12 protein-coding genes, 1 tRNA gene and 3 rRNA genes are annotated in these 19092 nt (G+C 65.4%); 14 read left to right on the forward strand and 2 right to left on the reverse strand.

The window, feature by feature from the left end:
* Positions 1-121: 121 nt before the first annotated feature.
* Entirely contained in the window at positions 122-427 is a 306-nt protein-coding gene (locus tag L3078_RS33075; RefSeq protein ID WP_239757582.1) for a DUF397 domain-containing protein, read from the reverse strand.
* 255 nt (positions 428-682) lie between these two features.
* Between L3078_RS33075 and L3078_RS33080 the strand changes: the two genes are divergently transcribed.
* The 6 genes from L3078_RS33080 (at position 683) to L3078_RS33105 (ending at position 7901) form a co-directional block, all read left to right on the forward strand.
* Complete coding sequence (locus tag L3078_RS33080; RefSeq protein WP_239757583.1) at positions 683-2146, forward strand: outer membrane protein assembly factor BamB family protein; 1464 nt, start codon at positions 683-685, stop codon at positions 2144-2146.
* A gap of 190 nt (positions 2147-2336) precedes the next feature.
* Positions 2337-2624 carry a 30S ribosomal protein S15 gene (rpsO, locus tag L3078_RS33085; protein WP_033529274.1) on the forward strand — a complete coding sequence of 96 codons (288 nt, stop codon included), beginning with the start codon at positions 2337-2339 and terminating at the stop codon, positions 2622-2624.
* Between the two features lie 436 nt (positions 2625-3060).
* Positions 3061-5280, forward strand: a complete 2220-nt coding sequence (locus L3078_RS33090) for a polyribonucleotide nucleotidyltransferase (RefSeq protein WP_239757584.1) — start codon at positions 3061-3063, stop codon at positions 5278-5280.
* Positions 5277-6656 (forward strand): M16 family metallopeptidase, encoded by a 1380-nt coding sequence (locus L3078_RS33095; RefSeq protein ID WP_239757585.1) that lies wholly within the window; start codon positions 5277-5279, stop codon positions 6654-6656. Before L3078_RS33090 ends, L3078_RS33095 begins: the two co-directional genes overlap by 4 nt.
* A gap of 21 nt (positions 6657-6677) precedes the next feature.
* On the forward strand, positions 6678-7430 hold the full coding sequence (gene dapB, locus L3078_RS33100) for a 4-hydroxy-tetrahydrodipicolinate reductase (protein ID WP_239757586.1): 753 nt from the start codon (positions 6678-6680) through the stop codon (positions 7428-7430).
* Positions 7431-7445: 15 nt separating this feature from the next.
* Complete coding sequence (locus L3078_RS33105; protein ID WP_239757587.1) at positions 7446-7901, forward strand: tetratricopeptide repeat protein; 456 nt, start codon at positions 7446-7448, stop codon at positions 7899-7901.
* Between the two features lie 65 nt (positions 7902-7966).
* Here L3078_RS33105 and L3078_RS33110 read toward each other — a convergent pair whose 3' ends face one another.
* Positions 7967-8524, reverse strand: a complete 558-nt coding sequence (locus L3078_RS33110) for a hypothetical protein (protein WP_239757588.1) — start codon at positions 8522-8524, stop codon at positions 7967-7969.
* Positions 8525-8712: 188 nt separating this feature from the next.
* Between L3078_RS33110 and thyX the strand changes: the two genes are divergently transcribed.
* The 8 genes from thyX to L3078_RS33150 all read left to right on the forward strand — a co-directional run bounded on the left by thyX (position 8713) and on the right by L3078_RS33150 (position 19047).
* Positions 8713-9453, forward strand: coding sequence for an FAD-dependent thymidylate synthase (gene thyX, locus L3078_RS33115; RefSeq protein ID WP_239757589.1), 741 nt, complete (start codon positions 8713-8715; stop codon positions 9451-9453).
* 231 nt (positions 9454-9684) lie between these two features.
* Positions 9685-10584 (forward strand): 4-hydroxy-tetrahydrodipicolinate synthase, encoded by a 900-nt coding sequence (gene dapA / locus L3078_RS33120; protein ID WP_239757590.1) that lies wholly within the window; start codon positions 9685-9687, stop codon positions 10582-10584.
* Positions 10585-10737: 153 nt separating this feature from the next.
* On the forward strand, positions 10738-12423 hold the full coding sequence (locus tag L3078_RS33125; RefSeq protein WP_239757591.1) for a ribonuclease J: 1686 nt from the start codon (positions 10738-10740) through the stop codon (positions 12421-12423).
* 499 nt (positions 12424-12922) lie between these two features.
* Positions 12923-14450: ribosomal RNA gene (locus tag L3078_RS33130) — 16S ribosomal RNA — on the forward strand.
* 302 nt (positions 14451-14752) lie between these two features.
* A 23S ribosomal RNA gene (locus L3078_RS33135) occupies positions 14753-17872 on the forward strand.
* Between the two features lie 86 nt (positions 17873-17958).
* A 5S ribosomal RNA gene (gene rrf, locus L3078_RS33140) occupies positions 17959-18075 on the forward strand.
* The 16S, 23S and 5S rRNA genes sit together here, the layout of an rRNA operon.
* 114 nt (positions 18076-18189) lie before the next feature.
* On the forward strand, positions 18190-18852 hold the full coding sequence (locus tag L3078_RS33145) for a DegT/DnrJ/EryC1/StrS family aminotransferase (RefSeq protein WP_239760556.1): 663 nt from the start codon (positions 18190-18192) through the stop codon (positions 18850-18852).
* 122 nt (positions 18853-18974) lie between these two features.
* Positions 18975-19047 (forward strand) — tRNA-Thr (locus tag L3078_RS33150).
* Positions 19048-19092: the final 45 nt, after the last annotated feature.

Genomic DNA, 19092 nt, shown 5'->3' on the forward strand with positions numbered 1-19092 from the left:
GCTTAGGTCTTCCTCCACGAGCAAGGAACAGGGCGACCTTGTCGACGATGCCAACCGGTCTGCGGATACCGTGCAAGCCAATGGGGCAGGGAAGCCGATCGCTGGTTCCCTACCCCATTCATCAGACGCCGGTCTCCGCGTCCAGCCCCCCATCGTGCGGAGTCGGTTCCAGATCGAACTCGCCGTCCCGGGCTCCCAGCACGAAGGCTCGCCACTCCGCCTCTGTGTAGCGCAGCACGGTCTCCGGGTCGAGCGACGACCGCATCGCCACCGCGCCTTCCGGGAGGTATGCGATCTCGACTCGCTCCTCGTGCTCCTCCGTGCCAGGGGCGCTGTGCCACTCGAGACCCGAGATGTCGAGCGCGTAGAGCTCGTCCTTCTCCCGCTCCTTGCGTGCCTTGAGTTCTTTGTCCTCGGCCTCGGCCATGACGGCATCGATCCTTCCTCCGCGCCAACGCACCGTGAGGTCACCCTACTTGCTGCCGTTCTCGCTGCTCAGGGGTTCGCCCAGGTACGACCGTAACGAGGAGTGTCAGCTTCGCTACAGGGTTCGGTGCGGTCTCACCAAAGCTTCACGCGGGCGGCTGGGTCGTCGCCGCACGGCGAGCCGTATGGTTCTTGATCATCCTTCGCGCCCATGCCCGGGCGGCAGTGTCCCCGTCGCACAGGAAGGCCACGGTCTGTGAGCGGCTCGTTCCACTCTCCGTACACCGCCTCCGCCCTCGAATCCGAGCGCCGCACCCGACTTCGGCGCCTGCGGACGGCCGGCGCGGCGGTTCTGACCGCGGCGGTCGTCGCCGCGGGCATCCTGGGCCTCACGTCCGGCGGTGACGATGTGGAGCCGGAGCGGCGTCCGGCGGCCGTCCGGGAGGCTCCGGACGACATCCGCGAGACCGTGGAGAAGGCGCCTGAGTCGCCGGAGGGCGGCAGGTCCCTCTATCTCGTCGAGCAGATCAAGACGGTGGGCAGGAACATCTCGTCCATCGGCACCTGGGCGACGGAGAAGGTCTTCGCGAAGGGCATCGGGGACTACGTCCAGGGGTTCACCCAACACGGGGACAAGAGCAAGGAACTGTACAAGCTCGACTTCCCCGCCCCACTGTGCGCGGTGACGCGCCACGTCAGTGTGGCCGGCTGGACGGCCGTCGCCTACCCCGGCCAGAGCCCCGATCCTGACGAGAACCCCATCTCCACGGCCATGAGCCTGCCCTGCGACCACCTCGCGGTCTTCGACGTCGACACGGGCAGGAAAAGGTGGGACGTGCTCCTGCCGGGCGACGGCAGCGCCATGTCGGTCAACGTCACGATGACCAACGGTGCGGTCCTCGTCACCTGGGGACAGGGCTCGGCGGCGTACGACATGACCACAGGCAAGCGACTGTGGGCGGACACCACACCGTCGGCGTGCGAGGACTCCGGGTTCGCGGGTGGCCAGGGTCTGATCGCGCTGCAGCGGTGCGGAGACTCGAGGGACCCCGAGTTCCGGGTGGAGAAGGTCGACGCCCGCACGGGCAAGTCCCGGTGGACCTACAAGGTCGCCACGGGCGTCAACGAGGTCTACCTGATCTCCTCCGAGCCGGCTGTCATCGCCGTCATGGCGGGTGGCTACGCCGTCACCGACCTGATCTCCCTCGACGACAGGGGCAAGGCGCGCGCCTCGATCCAGCCCAACCGCGATCACCAGGTCGTCAACTGCAGCGAGACGTTCAACGCGGTGGTCGAGACCTGCAGCACGCTCGTCGTCGGGGAGGAGCGGCTCTACATCACGACGGACGACGACATCGTCGCCTACGACCTGGGCACCGGAAGGACCGTGTTCAAGTTCGACTCCATACCCGGACGGCGGATGTACCCGCTGAGGATGAGCGGCGGTGAACTGATCGCGTACCGGGAGGCCGGCAATCTCTCGCCCGCCGCCGTCGTCAGCCTCGATCCGGTGTCCCGCAAGGAGACGCTCCTCCTGCTCATCGGTGGAACCCTCGACCTCGGCGCCGTCGGTGATCCGACGGAGGACGACATCATCTACGAGCACGGCCGGATCTACTTCGCCACCGAAACCCTGTACGGCCCGAGCGACAAGGGTGAGGTCGGGGAGGAGACCACCGTGGCGATCGGTTACGAGAGCGTCGCCCTCCACAGGCGCTGACCGGCCCCCGGACAGGTCGGTCCCCCGTCCTGGTACCCTGTGTGACGGCCGTCTGTGTACGCACCTCCGGGCTCTCCCAAGAACCTCGAAGACCGCGCCGACGGATCCCGTCACCAGAGTCACGTAAGCCCCCCTGAGAAGAAGACCAGGGGCACTCGGTGGCATCAATGAGACTCATGAGGAGTATCGCGTGTCGCTCGACGCCGCTACGAAGAAGCAGATCATCAGCGAGTTCGGTACCAAGGAGGGCGACACCGGCTCCCCCGAGGTCCAGGTCGCGATGCTCTCCCGCCGCATCTCGGACCTGACCGAGCACCTCAAGACCCACAAGCACGACCACCACTCCCGCCGTGGTCTGCTGATCCTGGTCGGTCAGCGTCGCCGCCTGCTGCAGTACCTCGCCAAGAAGGACATCCAGCGCTTCCGTACGCTGGTCGACCGCCTCGGCATCCGCCGCGGTGCGGCGGGCGCCAAGTAAGACGCCGTGCAGGGGAGCGGTTCCCGGGAGAAAGGGAGCCGCTCCCTTTGCTGTACGCCCCTCCGCGGCACCCGCCGGATCCCGGCCGGACCCCGCCGGACCCCGGCGTGACCTCGCCGGACAGGGGCGCGCGTGGCCCCGCCGTACGCGGGACGTCCGGGCGGAAACGTGCGGAGTGTCACCACCCCTTTGTAGTGTGGTAGCACGACGCAATAGGCACGACACAGTGTGAGGACGCCCGGGACGGGCAGCCGCACACACACCGAACGAGGAGAAGCGCACCTCGCCGCCGCCGGTCCTCGGTAGTGGCCCCCGGGGCATTGCGAACCCCGAGGGCTTCGATCGAAGACCGGCCCGCACCAGACGGCGCGCTTCTCCGCCACCGTCCCCCTGCCACACGGGCGGGACCAGGGACGAAGACGAGGAGAATTCACTAGTGGAGAACGAGACCCACTACGCCGAGGCCGTCATCGACAACGGTTCCTTCGGCACCCGCACCATCCGCTTCGAGACGGGCCGCCTGGCCAAGCAGGCCGCCGGCTCCGCCGTGGCGTACCTGGACGACGACACCATGGTGCTGTCGGCCACCACCGCCTCCAAGAACCCCAAGGACCAGCTCGACTTCTTCCCCCTCACGGTGGACGTCGAGGAGCGGATGTACGCCGCCGGCAAGATCCCCGGCAGCTTCTTCCGCCGTGAGGGCCGTCCCTCCGAGGACGCCATCCTCACCTGCCGCCTCATCGACCGCCCGCTGCGCCCGTCCTTCAAGAAGGGCCTGCGCAACGAGATCCAGGTCGTCGCCACGATCATGGCGCTCAACCCCGACCACCTGTACGACGTCGTGGCGATCAACGCCGCTTCCGCGTCCACGCAGCTGGCCGGTCTGCCCTTCTCCGGCCCGATCGGCGGCGTCCGCGTCGCGCTGATCAACGGCCAGTGGGTGGCCTTCCCGACGCACTCCGAGCTCGAGGACGCCGTCTTCGACATGGTCGTCGCGGGCCGCACCCTGGAGGACGGCGACGTCGCGATCATGATGGTCGAGGCCGAGGCCACCGAGAAGACCATCCAGCTGGTCAAGGGCGGCGCCGAGGCGCCGACCGAGGAGGTCGTCGCCGCCGGTCTGGACGCCGCGAAGCCCTTCATCAAGGTCCTCTGCAAGGCCCAGGCCGACCTCGCGTCGAAGGCCGCCAAGCCCACCGGCGAGTTCCCGATCTTCCTCGACTACCAGGACGACGTCCTGGAGGCCCTCACGGCCGCCGTCAAGGACGAGCTCGCGCAGGCGCTCACCATCGCCGGCAAGCAGGAGCGCGAGTCCGAGCTGGACCGCGTCAAGGCGCTCGCCGCCGAGAAGCTGCTCCCGCAGTTCGAGGGCCGCGAGAAGGAGATCTCCGCCGCGTACCGCTCGCTGACCAAGTCCCTGGTCCGTGAGCGCGTCATCAAGGAGAAGAAGCGCATCGACGGCCGCGGCGCGACGGACATCCGTACGCTCGCCGCCGAGGTCGAGGCCATCCCGCGGGTGCACGGCTCCGCGGTGTTCGAGCGTGGCGAGACCCAGATCCTGGGCGTCACCACCCTCAACATGCTCCGCATGGAGCAGCAGCTCGACACCCTGTCGCCGGTGACGCGCAAGCGCTACATGCACAACTACAACTTCCCGCCGTACTCCACCGGCGAGACGGGCCGCGTCGGCTCCCCGAAGCGCCGCGAGATCGGCCACGGCGCCCTCGCCGAGCGCGCCCTCGTCCCGGTCCTGCCGACGCGTGAGGAGTTCCCCTACGCGATCCGCCAGGTCTCCGAGGCGCTCAGCTCCAACGGCTCGACCTCCATGGGCTCGGTCTGCGCCTCCACCATGTCGCTGCTGAACGCCGGTGTGCCCCTGAAGGCCCCCGTCGCCGGTATCGCCATGGGCCTGATCTCCCAGGAGATCGACGGCGAGACGCACTACGTCACCCTCACCGACATCCTCGGTGCGGAGGACGCCTTCGGCGACATGGACTTCAAGGTCGCCGGCACCAAGGAGTTCGTCACCGCCCTCCAGCTCGACACCAAGCTGGACGGCATCCCGGCCTCCGTCCTGGCCGCCGCCCTCAAGCAGGCCCGTGACGCCCGCCTCCACATCCTCGACGTGATGATGGAAGCGATCGACACCCCGGACGAGATGTCCCCCAACGCCCCGCGGATCATCACCGTCAAGATCCCCGTGGACAAGATCGGCGAGGTCATCGGCCCCAAGGGCAAGATGATCAACCAGATCCAGGAGGACACCGGCGCCGAGATCACGATCGAGGACGACGGCACCATCTACATCGGTGCCGCCGACGGCCCGGCCGCCGAGGCCGCCCGCGCCACGATCAACGGCATCGCCAACCCGACCATGCCGGAGGTCGGCGAGCGCTACCTGGGCACCGTCGTGAAGACGACGACGTTCGGCGCGTTCGTGTCGCTGCTCCCGGGCAAGGACGGTCTGCTGCACATCTCGCAGATCCGCAAGCTCGCCGGCGGCAAGCGCGTGGAGAACGTCGAGGACGTCGTCGGCGTGGGCGCCAAGGTCCAGGTCGAGATCGCCGAGATCGACTCCCGCGGCAAGCTCTCCCTCATCCCCGTGATCGAGGGCGAGGAAGGTTCCGAGGACAAGAAGGACGACGGCGACAAGTGACGTCCCGTAGCTCCAAGGCGACGGCCCGCACCTCCACGGAGGCGCGGGCCGTCGCCCGTACCCAAACCCTGATCAAGGGCAGAGACGGCATCGGCACGGTCCGCAAGACCACCCTCCCCGGCGGCCTGCGCATCGTCACCGAGACCCTGCCGTCCGTGCGCTCCGCCACCTTCGGCATCTGGGCGCACGTCGGCTCCCGCGACGAGACACCCGCGTTGAACGGCGCCACGCACTACCTGGAGCACCTGCTCTTCAAGGGCACCACCCGGCGCAGCGCACTCGACATATCGTCCGCGATCGACGCGGTCGGCGGCGAGATGAACGCGTTCACGGCCAAGGAGTACACGTGCTACTACGCACGCGTGCTCGACTCCGACCTGCCGCTGGCCATCGACACGGTCTGCGACATGCTCACCGGCTCGCTCATCCGCGAGGAGGACGTCGACGTCGAACGCGGCGCCATCCTCGAGGAGATCGCGATGACCGAGGACGACCCGGGCGACTGTGTGCACGACCTGTTCGCGCACACCATGTTCGGCGACACCCCCCTCGGCCGCCCGGTCCTCGGCACCGTCGACACGGTCAACGCCCTCAGCGCCGACCGCATCCGCCGCTTCTACAAGAAGCACTACGACCCCACCCACCTCGTGGTCGCCTGCGCCGGCAACATCGACCACAACCAGGTCGTACGCCAGGTCCGCGCCGCTTTCGAGAGCGCGGGCGCCCTCACCCGCGTCGACGCCACCCCGATCGGCCCGCGTGAGGGCAGCCGGGGTCTGCGTACGGCCGGGCGGGTCGAACTGATCGGCCGCAAGACCGAGCAGGCCCACGTCGTCCTCGGCATGCCCGGTCTCTCCCGCACCGACGACCGCCGCTGGGCCCTCGGCGTCCTCAACACGGCACTGGGCGGCGGCATGTCCTCCCGCCTCTTCCAGGAGGTCAGGGAGAAGCGCGGCCTCGCCTACAGCGTGTACTCGTACACCTCCGGCTTCGCCGACTGCGGCCTCTTCGGCGTCTACGCCGGCTGCCGCCCCTCCCAGGTGCACGACGTGCTCAAGATCTGCCGCGACGAACTCGACCAGGTCGCTCAGCACGGGCTGCCCGACGAGGAGATCGAGCGCGCCATCGGCCAGCTCCGCGGATCCACGGTCCTCGGCCTGGAGGACACCGGCGCGATCATGAACCGCATCGGCAAGAGCGAGCTGTGCTGGGGCGAGCAGATGTCCGTCGACGAGATGCTGACCCGGATCGCCATGGTGACCCCGGACGAGATCCGTGACGTGGCCCGCGAGATCCTGGGCCGGCGCCCCTCCCTGTCGGTGATCGGCCCGCTCAAGGACAAACAGGCGTCCCGTCTGCACGAAGCCGTCGCCTAACCCCAGTTAAGGAACCAAGCAATGAGCAAGCTGCGCGTGGCGGTCCTCGGTGCCCGGGGCCGTATCGGCTCCGAGGCCGTACGGGCCGTCGAGGCCGCCGAGGACATGGAGCTGGTCGCCGCCCTGAGCCGGGGCGACAAGCTGGAGACGCTGGCGGAGACCGGCGCCCAGGTGGCCGTCGAACTGACCACCCCCGCCTCGGTCATGGACAACCTCGACTACTGCGTACGCCACGGCATCCACGCGGTCGTCGGTACGACGGGCTGGACCGACGACCGCCTCGCGCAGCTGAACGGCTGGCTGGCCGCCTCCCCGGAGACCGGCGTGCTCATCGCGCCCAACTTCTCCATCGGGGCCGTCCTGAACATGAAGTTCGCGCAGATCGCCGCCCCCTACTTCGAGTCGGTGGAGGTCGTCGAACTGCACCACCCGAAGAAGGTCGACGCCCCTTCCGGCACCGCCACGCGCACGGCCCAGCTCATCGCCGAGTCACGGCGCGCGGCAGGCACGGCCCTGGCGCCCGACGCCACGGAGACGGCTCTGGACGGCGCGCGCGGCGCGGACGTCGACGGCATCCCCGTCCACTCCGTCCGGCTGCGCGGCCTGCTGGCCCACCAGGAGGTCCTCCTCGGCGGCGAGGGCGAGACCCTCACCATCCGCCACGACTCCCTCCACCACAGCAGCTTCATGCCGGGCATCCTGCTCGGCGCCCGCCGCGTGGTGACCACCCCGGGCCTCACCTTCGGCCTCGAACACTTCCTCGACCTGGGCTGACAGGCCGGCAACGTCATGCGCGCGAAGATCACCTACGCCGTCACGGCAGCCGTCCTGGTCGTCTACTTCGTCCTGGTCGGCAGCCGCGGGGTCCTGCTCATAGAGACCGGCACACCGGTCACGATCGCCTTCGGCGTCGCCGTGCTCGTCCTGCCGGCGATCGGCCTCTGGTTCCTCTGGAAGAACACCCAGTTCGTCCGCAGGGCCAATCAGCTCGCCGCCGAACTCGACGCCGAAGGGGGCCTGCCCGTCGACGAGTTGAAGCGCACCCCGAGCGGCCGCATCGACCGCGACTCGGCCGACGAGGTCTTCGCGCAGCGCAAGGCGGAGACCGAGGACGCGCCCGACGACTGGCGCACCTGGTTCCGGCTCGCCGTCGCCTACCACGACGCCCGCGACACCCCCCGGGCCCGCAAGGCCATGCAGCGCGCCATCGCCCTCCACGACGGCAGGCCGACGCCGACCGCCTGACCCGCCGCACACATGACTGAGGGGCCGACCGCACCAGCGGACCGGCCCCTCAGTCGCGTGTTCGACTACGCGGCGCGTCCGTACTCCGCCGCCCACGCCTCGATCGTGTCGGCCGCCCGGTCGAAGGCCTCGGTACGCGCCAGGAAGTCGGCGTTGTGCGTGGTCATCAGCGGCGTCACGTACTCCTGCACGCGGTCCCTGCGGACGAGGAGCAGTGCCTGCCCCTGCACGGACCGGGGGAGCCCGAGCCACCGCACCGGCTGCTGCACGGTACGCACCGACACGCTCGCCGCCCAGGACGCCGTACGCGTGCGGAAGAAGCCCACCTGCCGCACCCCGCGCGCGCTCACCCAGATGCCGACCCGCAGCAGCCGCAGGGCGCAGGCGATGATGAGCAGCGCCCCCCCGAAGCAGATCGCGCCGGCCTGCGCCGTCTCGGCCGCCGCGATGATGACCGCCGCGACCAGCACGTACGAGGAGAGCAGCAGCAGGAGCGCGGCCGCGCCGACCCGCCAGGGGCCGGGCCGGTAGGGGCGCCGCCAGCGGTCACGGTCCTCGAAGGGCAGCGCTTCGTCCACTGCCTGGTCGAAGGCGCGGTCGGCGGTCAGGAAGGGCAGGGGCACGGCTGATCCTCACTCAATCCACGCACAGGGTCGCCGGGTGAGGCTACCGAGCCGGACCCGTCCCCACCACTCTCGGGGTCCAACAGGGGCACAAGAGGGTGCAACTCAGGGCATCCGGACCGTCTGTCGGTGTCGGCCCGTAGAGTGGGCGCCGCCCGAGAGCAGCCATGGGAAGGACCCTCCGAGCCGTGACCGACACCCCCGTCGACGACCTCAAGCCCAGCTTCCGCAGCGATGTCACCGTCGAGTTGGTGAAGCACAGCGCCGCCGACTCGGACGTGCTGTGGGCCGCCCGCGTCTCCACCGCCGGCGAGCAGTCCCTGGAGGAGCTGCAGAAGGACCCCGAGCGCTCCAAGGGCCTCATCAACTACCTCATGCGGGACCGTCACGGCAGCCCCTTCGAGCACAACTCGATGACCTTCTTCATCAGCGCCCCGATCTTCGTCTTCCGCGAGTTCATGCGCCACCGGGTGGGCTGGTCCTACAACGAGGAGTCCGGGAGGTACCGGGAGCTCCAGCCCGTCTTCTACGTCCCGGACGAGGCCCGCAAGCTCGTGCAGGAGGGGCGTCCCGGCAAGTACGTCTTCGTGGAGGGGACCCAGGCGCAGCAGGAGCTGGTGGGGCGGGTCATGGAGGACTCGTACGTCCACGCGTACGAGGCGTACCAGGAGATGCTGGCCGCCGGGGTGGCCCGCGAGGTCGCCCGCTCGGTCCTCCCGGTCGGACTCTTCTCGTCGATGTACGCCACCTGCAACGCCCGCTCGCTGATGCACTTCCTCGGTCTGCGCACCCAGCACGAGCTCGCCAAGGTGCCGTCCTTCCCGCAGCGGGAGATCGAGATGGTGGGCGAGCGGATGGAGGCGGAGTGGGCGAGGCTCATGCCGCTCACGCACGCCGCGTTCAACGCGAACGGCCGTGTCGCGCCGTAGCGGACCACGCCGAGCCATGGCGAGCCGTCGACTTTCGGCCAGGCACAGATGTGCGGGTCAGCCGAGCGAAGTGTCCGTATTGCGGCATTTCGCGAAGTTCATCTAGCCTGATCAAACGGACCCGGCACTGCTTGAACCCCCGAGCAGGCAGTGCCGGGCTCCGCATTTGTCCTGACTTTTCCCGCCCCCCGAGGGCAGACCGTGCCCTGAGCAGCGAGTAGCGTGTTACCCATGGCTCCGACCTCGACTCCGCAGACCCCCTTCGGGCGGGTCCTCACCGCCATGGTCACGCCCTTCACGGCGGACGGCGCACTCGACCTCGACGGCGCGCAGCGGCTCGCCGCCCACCTGGTGGACGCAGGCAACGACGGCCTGGTCATCAACGGCACCACCGGCGAGTCCCCCACCACCAGTGACGCGGAGAAATCGGACCTGGTACGAGCCGTCCTCGAAGCCGTCGGCGACCGCGCGCACATCATCGCCGGCGTCGGCACGAACGACACCCACCACAGCATGGAGCTGGCCCGCGCCGCCGAGAAGATCGGCGCCCACGGCCTCCTCGTCGTCACGCCGTACTACAACAAGCCCCCGCAGGAGGGCCTGTACCGCCACTTCAAGGCGATCGCCGACGCCGCCGACCTCCCGGTCATGCTCTACGACATCCCGGGCCGCAGCGGCGTCCCGATCGACACGGAGACGATCGTCCGGCTCGCCGAGCACCCGCGCGTCGTCGCCAACAAGGACGCCAAGGGCGACCTCGGCCGCGCCAGCTGGGCCATCGCCCGCTCCGGCCTCGCCTGGTACTCCGGCGACGACATGCTCAACCTCCCGCTGCTCTCCGTGGGCGCGGTCGGTTTCGTCTCGGTCGTCGGCCACGTCGTCACCCCCGAGCTGCGTGCCCTCGTCGAGGCGTACGTCTCCGGTGACGTCCAGAAGGCAACCGAGATCCACCAGAAGCTGCTCCCGGTCTTCACCGGCATGTTCCGCACCCAGGGCGTGATGACCACCAAGGCGGCGCTCGCCCTCCAGGGCCTGCCCGCCGGACCGCTGCGCGCCCCCATGGTGGAGCTTTCTCCCGAGGAGACGGCCCAGCTCAAGATCGATCTTGGTGCCGGCGGGGTACAGCTCTAGCACCGGACTTCGCACGACGCGACAACCAGACTTCACAACTGAATAAGCAGGACGAAAGCGCCTGCGTCATCCACATCCACAACTGCTTTTGCACGAACGTCATGCGCGCCACGTGCCACAGAGGTACGTGGCGTGCGTGGTGAGGAGAGTCTTTTGAGTCATCCGCATCCTGAACTCGGCCCGCCGCCGCCGCTCCCCGAGCGGGGCCTGCGGGTCACCCCGCTGGGCGGTCTCGGCGAGATCGGCCGGAACATGACCGTCTTCGAGTACGGCGGCCGGTTGCTGATCGTCGACTGCGGGGTGCTCTTCCCTGAGGAGGAGCAGCCCGGAATCGACCTGATCCTGCCGGACTTCTCGTCCGTCAGGGACCGCCTCGACGACATCGAGGGCATCGTCCTCACGCACGGCCACGAGGACCACATCGGCGCGGTCCCGTATCTGCTGCGCGAGAAGCCCGACATCCCGCTGATCGGCTCCAAGCTGACCCTCGCCCTGATCGAGGCGAAGCTCCAGGAGCACCGCATCCGCCCGTACACCCTCGAGGTGGCCGAGGGGAACCGTGAGCGCATCGGCCCCTTCGACTGCGAGTTCGTCGCGGTCAACCACTCCATCCCGGACGCCCTCGCGGTGGCCATCCGCACCCCCGCGGGCATGGTGGTCCACACGGGTGACTTCAAGATGGACCAGCTCCCGCTGGACAACCGCCTCACCGACCTCCACGCGTTCGCACGGCTGAGCGAAGAGGGCATCGATCTCCTTCTCTCGGACTCCACGAACGCCGAGGTACCAGGGTTCGTTCCGCCCGAGCGCGACATCTCGAACGTCCTGCGCCAGGTCTTCGCGGGCGCCAGCAAGCGGATCATCGTGGCCAGCTTCGCCAGCCACATCCACCGCATCCAGCAGATCCTCGACGCCGCCCACGAGTACGGCCGCCGGGTCGCCTTCGTCGGCCGCTCGATGGTCCGGAACATGGGCATCGCCAGGGACCTGGGCTATCTGCGCGTTCCACCGGGCCTGGTCGTGGACGTCAAGACACTCGACGACCTGCCGCAGCACGAGATCGTCCTCGTCTGCACCGGATCGCAGGGTGAGCCGATGGCGGCCCTGTCCCGCATGGCCAACCGGGACCACCAGATCCGTATCGTCCAGGGCGACACGGTGATCCTGGCGTCGTCCCTGATCCCCGGCAACGAGAACGCGGTCTACCGCGTCATCAACGGCCTGACCCGTTGGGGCGCGAACGTCGTCCACAAGGGCAACGCCAAGGTCCACGTCTCCGGACACGCCTCGGCCGGCGAACTGCTGTACTTCTACAACATCTGCCGCCCGAAGAACCTGATGCCGGTGCACGGCGAATGGCGCCACCTGCGCGCCAACGCGGAACTGGGCGCCCTGACCGGCGTACCGCACGACCGCATCGTCATCGCCGAGGACGGCGTGGTCGTCGACCTCATCGAGGGCAAAGCCAAGATCTCGGGCAAGGTCCAGGCCGGTTATGTGTACGTCGACGGCCTCTCGGTCGGTGACGTCGGTGAGCCGGCACTCAAGGACCGCAAGATCCTGGGGGACGAGGGCATCATCTCCGTCTTCGTCGTCGTGGACTCCTCCACCGGCAAGATCACCGGTGGTCCCCACATCCAGGCCCGCGGCTCCGGTATCGAGGACTCCGCGTTCAGTGCGGTCGCCCCGAAGATCACCGAGGTTCTTGAGCGTTCGGCACAGGACGGGGTCGTCGAGCCCCACCAGCTGCAACAACTCATCCGCCGCACGCTCGGCAAGTGGGTCTCCGACACCTACCGGCGCAGGCCGATGATCCTGCCTGTGGTGGTTGAGGTCTGACCCTCCGTCAGCGCCCGACTGGAGCGGGGCCCCTCGATTTGCATCGGGGCGCCCCGCTCCAGTACGTTTACGGCTCCGCCCAGGGGGGAACCCGGCGCAACTGATGCGCCAGGAGCCGTCCGGACCGGGTGGAAATTCCGACTCAGAACCTCTGATAAAGTCGGAACCGCCGGAAAGGGAAACGCGGAAGCGAAAACCTGGAAAGCACCGAGGAAATCGGAACCGGAAACGGTCTGATAGAGTCGGAAACGCAAGACAGCAAGACCGAAGGGAAACTGCCCGGAGGAAAGCCCGAGAGGGTGAGTACAAAGGAAGCGTCCGTTCCTTGAGAACTCAACAGCGTGCCAAAAATCAACGCCAGATTAGTTGATACCCCGTCTCCAGCATCTGCTGGGGCGAGGTTCCTTTGAAATAAACACAGCGAGGACGCTGTGAACCATCGGCTTATTCCGCCGGTGGTTCCGCTCTCGTGATGTGTGCACCCGATTACGGGTAAACATTCACGGAGAGTTTGATCCTGGCTCAGGACGAACGCTGGCGGCGTGCTTAACACATGCAAGTCGAACGATGAACCACTTCGGTGGGGATTAGTGGCGAACGGGTGAGTAACACGTGGGCAATCTGCCCTTCACTCTGGGACAAGCCCTGGAAACGGGGTCTAATACCGGATACGACACTCTCGGGCATCCGATGAGTGTGGAAAGCTCCGGCGGTGAAGGATGAGCCCGCGGCCTATCAGCTTGTTGGTGAGGTAACGGCTCACCAAGGCGACGACGGGTAGCCGGCCTGAGAGGGCGACCGGCCACACTGGGACTGAGACACGGCCCAGACTCCTACGGGAGGCAGCAGTGGGGAATATTGCACAATGGGCGAAAGCCTGATGCAGCGACGCCGCGTGAGGGATGACGGCCTTCGGGTTGTAAACCTCTTTCAGCAGGGAAGAAGCGAAAGTGACGGTACCTGCAGAAGAAGCGCTGAGCTAACTACGTGCCAGCAGCCGCGGTAATACGTAGGGCGCGAGCGTTGTCCGGAATTATTGGGCGTAAAGAGCTCGTAGGCGGTCTGTCGCGTCGGATGTGAAAGCCCGGGGCTTAACCCCGGGTCTGCATTCGATACGGGCAGACTAGAGTGTGGTAGGGGAGATCGGAATTCCTGGTGTAGCGGTGAAATGCGCAGATATCAGGAGGAACACCGGTGGCGAAGGCGGATCTCTGGGCCATTACTGACGCTGAGGAGCGAAAGCGTGGGGAGCGAACAGGATTAGATACCCTGGTAGTCCACGCCGTAAACGGTGGGAACTAGGTGTTGGCGACATTCCACGTCGTCGGTGCCGCAGCTAACGCAATAAGTTCCCCGCCTGGGGAGTACGGCCGCAAGGCTAAAACTCAAAGGAATTGACGGGGGCCCGCACAAGCAGCGGAGCATGTGGCTTAATTCGACGCAACGCGAAGAACCTTACCAAGGCTTGACATACACCGGAAACGGCCAGAGATGGTCGCCCCCTTGTGGTCGGTGTACAGGTGGTGCATGGCTGTCGTCAGCTCGTGTCGTGAGATGTTGGGTTAAGTCCCGCAACGAGCGCAACCCTTGTTCTGTGTTGCCAGCATGCCCTTCGGGGTGATGGGGACTCACAGGAGACTGCCGGGGTCAACTCGGAGGAAGGTGGGGACGACGTCAAGTCATCATGCCCCTTATGTCTTGGGCTGCACACGTGCTACAATGGCAGGTACAATGAGCTGCGAAGCCGTGAGGCGGAGCGAATCTCAAAAAGCCTGTCTCAGTTCGGATTGGGGTCTGCAACTCGACCCCATGAAGTCGGAGTTGCTAGTAATCGCAGATCAGCATTGCTGCGGTGAATACGTTCCCGGGCCTTGTACACACCGCCCGTCACGTCACGAAAGTCGGTAACACCCGAAGCCGGTGGCCCAACCCCTTGTGGGAGGGAGCTGTCGAAGGTGGGACTGGCGATTGGGACGAAGTCGTAACAAGGTAGCCGTACCGGAAGGTGCGGCTGGATCACCTCCTTTCTAAGGAGCACTTCTAGGCTGCCACGGCAGTCCAGAGGCCAGATCATCAGCGAACGTCTGATGCTGGTTGCTCATGGGTGGAACGTTGATTATTCGGCACCGTCGGCCGTCTCGGGCTGCAAGTACTGCTCTTCGGAGCGTGGAACGCTGATCACGAGCGGCGGGGGTGTCGGGCACGCTGTTGGGTGTCTGAGGGAATGAACGTCCCCTCAGTGCTCGACCCCAGTGAACTCCGGTGGAAACCGGGGGTGATGGGTGGTTGGTCGTTGTTTGAGAACTGCACAGTGGACGCGAGCATCTGTGGCCAAGTTTTTAAGGGCGCACGGTGGATGCCTTGGCACCAGGAACCGATGAAGGACGTGGGAGGCCACGATAGGCCCCGGGGAGTCGTCAACCAGGCTTTGATCCGGGGGTGTCCGAATGGGGAAACCCGGCAGTCGTCATGGGCTGTCACCCTTGCCTGAACACATAGGGCAAGTGGAGGGAACGCGGGGAAGTGAAACATCTCAGTACCCGCAGGAAGAGAAAACAACCGTGATTCCGGGAGTAGTGGCGAGCGAAACTGGATGAGGCCAAACCGTATGCGTGTGAGACCCGGCAGGGGTTGCGTATACGGGGTTGTGGGATCTCTCTTTCACAGTCTGCCGGCTGTGAGACGAGTCAGAAACCGTATGGATAGGCGAAGGACATGCGAAAGGTCCGGCGTAGAGGGTAAGACCCCCGTAGCTGAAATCTGTACGGCTCGTTTGAGAGACACCCAAGTAGCACGGGGCCCGAGAAATCCCGTGTGAATCTGGCGGGACCACCCGCTAAGCCTAAATATTCCCTGGTGACCGATAGCGGATAGTACCGTGAGGGAATGGTGAAAAGTACCGCGGGAGCGGAGTGAAATAGTACCTGAAACCGTGTGCCTACAAGCCGTGGGAGCGTCGGATGGAAGCTTGCTTCCATCTCGTGACTGCGTGCCTTTTGAAGAATGAGCCTGCGAGTTTGCGGTGTGTTGCGAGGTTAACCCGGGTGGGGTAGCCGTAGCGAAAGCGAGTCCGAACAGGGCGATTTTAGTAGCACGCTCAAGACCCGAAGCGGAGTGATCTAGCCATGGGCAGGTTGAAGCGGAGGTAAGACTTCGTGGAGGACCGAACCCACCAGGGTTGAAAACCTGGGGGATGACCTGTGGTTAGGGGTGAAAGGCCAATCAAACTCCGTGATAGCTGGTTCTCCCCGAAATGCATTTAGGTGCAGCGTCGTGTGTTTCTTGCCGGAGGTAGAGCACTGGATAGGCGATGGGCCCTACCGGGTTACTGACCTTAGCCAAACTCCGAATGCCGGTAAGTGAGAGCGCGGCAGTGAGACTGTGGGGGATAAGCTCCATGGTCGAGAGGGAAACAGCCCAGAGCATCGACTAAGGCCCCTAAGCGTACGCTAAGTGGGAAAGGATGTGGAGTCGCAGAGACAACCAGGAGGTTGGCTTAGAAGCAGCCACCCTTGAAAGAGTGCGTAATAGCTCACTGGTCTAGTGATTCCGCGCCGACAATGTAGCGGGGCTCAAGCGTACCGCCGAAGTCGTGTCATTCATACAATAGGGCCAACGCCTGTATGGATGGGTAGGGGAGCGTCGTGTGCCGGGTGAAGCAGCCGTGTAAGCGAGTTGTGGACGGTTCACGAGTGAGAATGCAGGCATGAGTAGCGATACAAACGTGAGAAACGTTTGCGCCGATTGACCAAGGGTTCCTGGGTCAAGCTGATCTGCCCAGGGTAAGTCGGGACCTAAGGCGAGGCCGACAGGCGTAGTCGATGGATAACCGGTTGATATTCCGGTACCCGCTGTGAAGCGTCAAACATCGAACCAGGCGATGCTAAGTCCGTGAAGCCGCCCCGGATCCTTCGGGTGAAGGGGAGTGGTGGAGCCGACGAACCAGACTTGCAGTAGGTGAGTGATGGGGTGACGCAGGAAGGTAGTCCATCCCGGGCGGTGGTTGTCCCGGGGTAAGGGTGTAGGACGTCAGGTAGGTAAATCCGCCTGGCAATAGTCTGAGACCTGATGCCGAGCCGATTGTGGTGAAGTGGATGATCCTATGCTGTCGAGAAAAGCCTCTAGCGAGTTTCATGGCGGCCCGTACCCTAAACCGACTCAGGTGGTCTGGTAGAGAATACCGAGGCGTTCGGGTGAACTATGGTTAAGGAACTCGGCAAAATGCCCCCGTAACTTCGGGAGAAGGGGGCCATCACTGGTGATCCGATTTACTCGGTGAGCTGGGGGTGGCCGCAGAGACCAGCGAGAAGCGACTGTTTACTAAAAACACAGGTCCGTGCGAAGCCGTAAGGCGATGTATACGGACTGACGCCTGCCCGGTGCTGGAACGTTAAGGGGACCGGTTAGTCACTCTTCGGGGTGGCGAAGCTGAGAACTTAAGCGCCAGTAAACGGCGGTGGTAACTATAACCATCCTAAGGTAGCGAAATTCCTTGTCGGGTAAGTTCCGACCTGCACGAATGGCGTAACGACTTCTCGACTGTCTCAACCATAGGCCCGGTGAAATTGCACTACGAGTAAAGATGCTCGTTTCGCGCAGCAGGACGGAAAGACCCCGGGACCTTTACTACAGTTTGATATTGGTGTTCGGTTCGGCTTGTGTAGGATAGCTGGGAGACTGTGAAGCTCGGACGCCAGTTCGGGTGGAGTCGTCGTTGAAATACCAGTCTGGTCGTGCTGGATGTCTAACCCGGGTCCGTGATCCGGATCGGGGACAGTGTCTGATGGGTAGTTTAACTGGGGCGGTTGCCTCCCAAAGGGTAACGGAGGCGCCCAAAGGTTCCCTCAGCCTGGTTGGCAATCAGGTGGTGAGTGTAAGTGCACAAGGGAGCTTGACTGTGAGACCGACGGGTCGAGCAGGGACGAAAGTCGGGACTAGTGATCCGGCGGTGGCTTGTGGAAGCGCCGTCGCTCAACGGATAAAAGGTACCCCGGGGATAACAGGCTGATCTTCCCCAAGAGTCCATATCGACGGGATGGTTTGGCACCTCGATGTCGGCTCGTCGCATCCTGGGGCTGGAGTCGGTCCCAAGGGTTGGGCTGTTCGCCCATTAAAGCGGTACGCGAGCTGGGTTTAGAACGTCGTGAGACAGTTCGGTCCCTATCCGCTGCGCGCGTAGGAATATTGAGAAGGGCTGTCCCTAGTACGAGAGGACCGGGACGGACGAACCTCTGGTGTGCCAGTTGTTCTGCCAAGGGCATGGCTGGTTGGCTACGTTCGGGAGGGATAACCGCTGAAAGCATCTAAGCGGGAAGCCTGCTTCGAGATGAGTATTCCCACCCACTTGATGGGGTAAGGCTCCCAGTAGACGACTGGGTTGATAGGCCAGATATGGAAGCCCAGTAATGGGTGGAGTTGACTGGTACTAATAGGCCGAGGGCTTGTCCTCAGTTGCTCGCGTCCACTGTGTTGGTTCTGAAACCACGAACAACCCCGCCCAGGTCACGGTTGGTGCGGTTGAGTGTTTCATAGTGTTTCGGTGGTCATAGCGTGAGGGAAACGCCCGGTTACATTCCGAACCCGGAAGCTAAGCCTTACAGCGCCGATGGTACTGCAGGGGGGACCCTGTGGGAGAGTAGGACGCCGCCGAACAAATATTGATAGAGCTGGTCCCCGAATTTCGGTTCGGGGACCAGCTCTTTTTTGTTGCGCTTTACTTGGAGTTCACGTTGCGCGACCAGGATCCGCGCCATGGGTACCGTTGGAATGCTCAGGGCCGCAGGTGTCGGCGCAGGTGACGAGGTCGTGGTGCCGGCGTTCGGGAACCCGGAGGTCGCCCAGGCGGTGAGCCTGGCCGGGGCTGTGCCGGTGTTCGCCGACATAGACCCGGTGACGTACTGCCTGGATGCCTCGGCTGTCGAGGCCGCGGTGACGTCGCGGACGGTGGCCGCGGTCGTCGTACACCGCTTCGGAAGGTCCGCCGATGTCGCGGCGCTTCATCAAGTCGGCCAGCGGCATGGGCTGTTGGTGCTGGAGCAGGGCGAGTCGGAGGCGCCGTACAGCGAACTCGGGGAGCGTCGGCAGCGGGCCGCGTACCTCAGCGCCAAGCTGAAGGGCGTACGGACTCCCGAGGGCTGTGACGGGCACACCTTCCAGCAGTACGTCGTGCGGGTCCCCGGGAACGGGCGGCCGGACCGGGACGCGTTCGCGCGGGCCGTGCGGGCGAAGGGAGTCGAGTGCAGCGTGCCGGTGAAGACCCCGGTGCACCGGATGCCCGCGTTCCGACGTGACGTGTGTCTGCCGGAGACCGAACGGGCAGCCGACGAGACGCTGGCGCTGCACATCGGCGGCGAGATGTCCCGGCGGCAGCTGCATCGGCTGGTGTCCGCCTGCAATGCGCTCGGTGGGCTGCTGCAACCGGCTTTCTAGTTCCGGTACTTCGGGCGACTCCGGGCACTGTGCCCGGCCGGCGCGCTGGTGGTTCGAAGCATCCGCCGAATCGGGGTATGATCTATCTCGTTGCCGCGAGGGAAACCTCGAACAGGCGACCGGCCCCTATAGCTCAGTCGGCAGAGCGTCTCCATGGTAAGGAGAAGGTCAACGGTTCGATTCCGTTTGGGGGCTCAGACTGAAGGCCCCGCCCATTGGGCGGGGCCTTTTTCGTGTTCG

Origin of the sequence: Streptomyces deccanensis (genome assembly GCF_022385335.1) — a bacterium.
GTDB classification, from domain to species: domain Bacteria; phylum Actinomycetota; class Actinomycetes; order Streptomycetales; family Streptomycetaceae; genus Streptomyces; species Streptomyces deccanensis.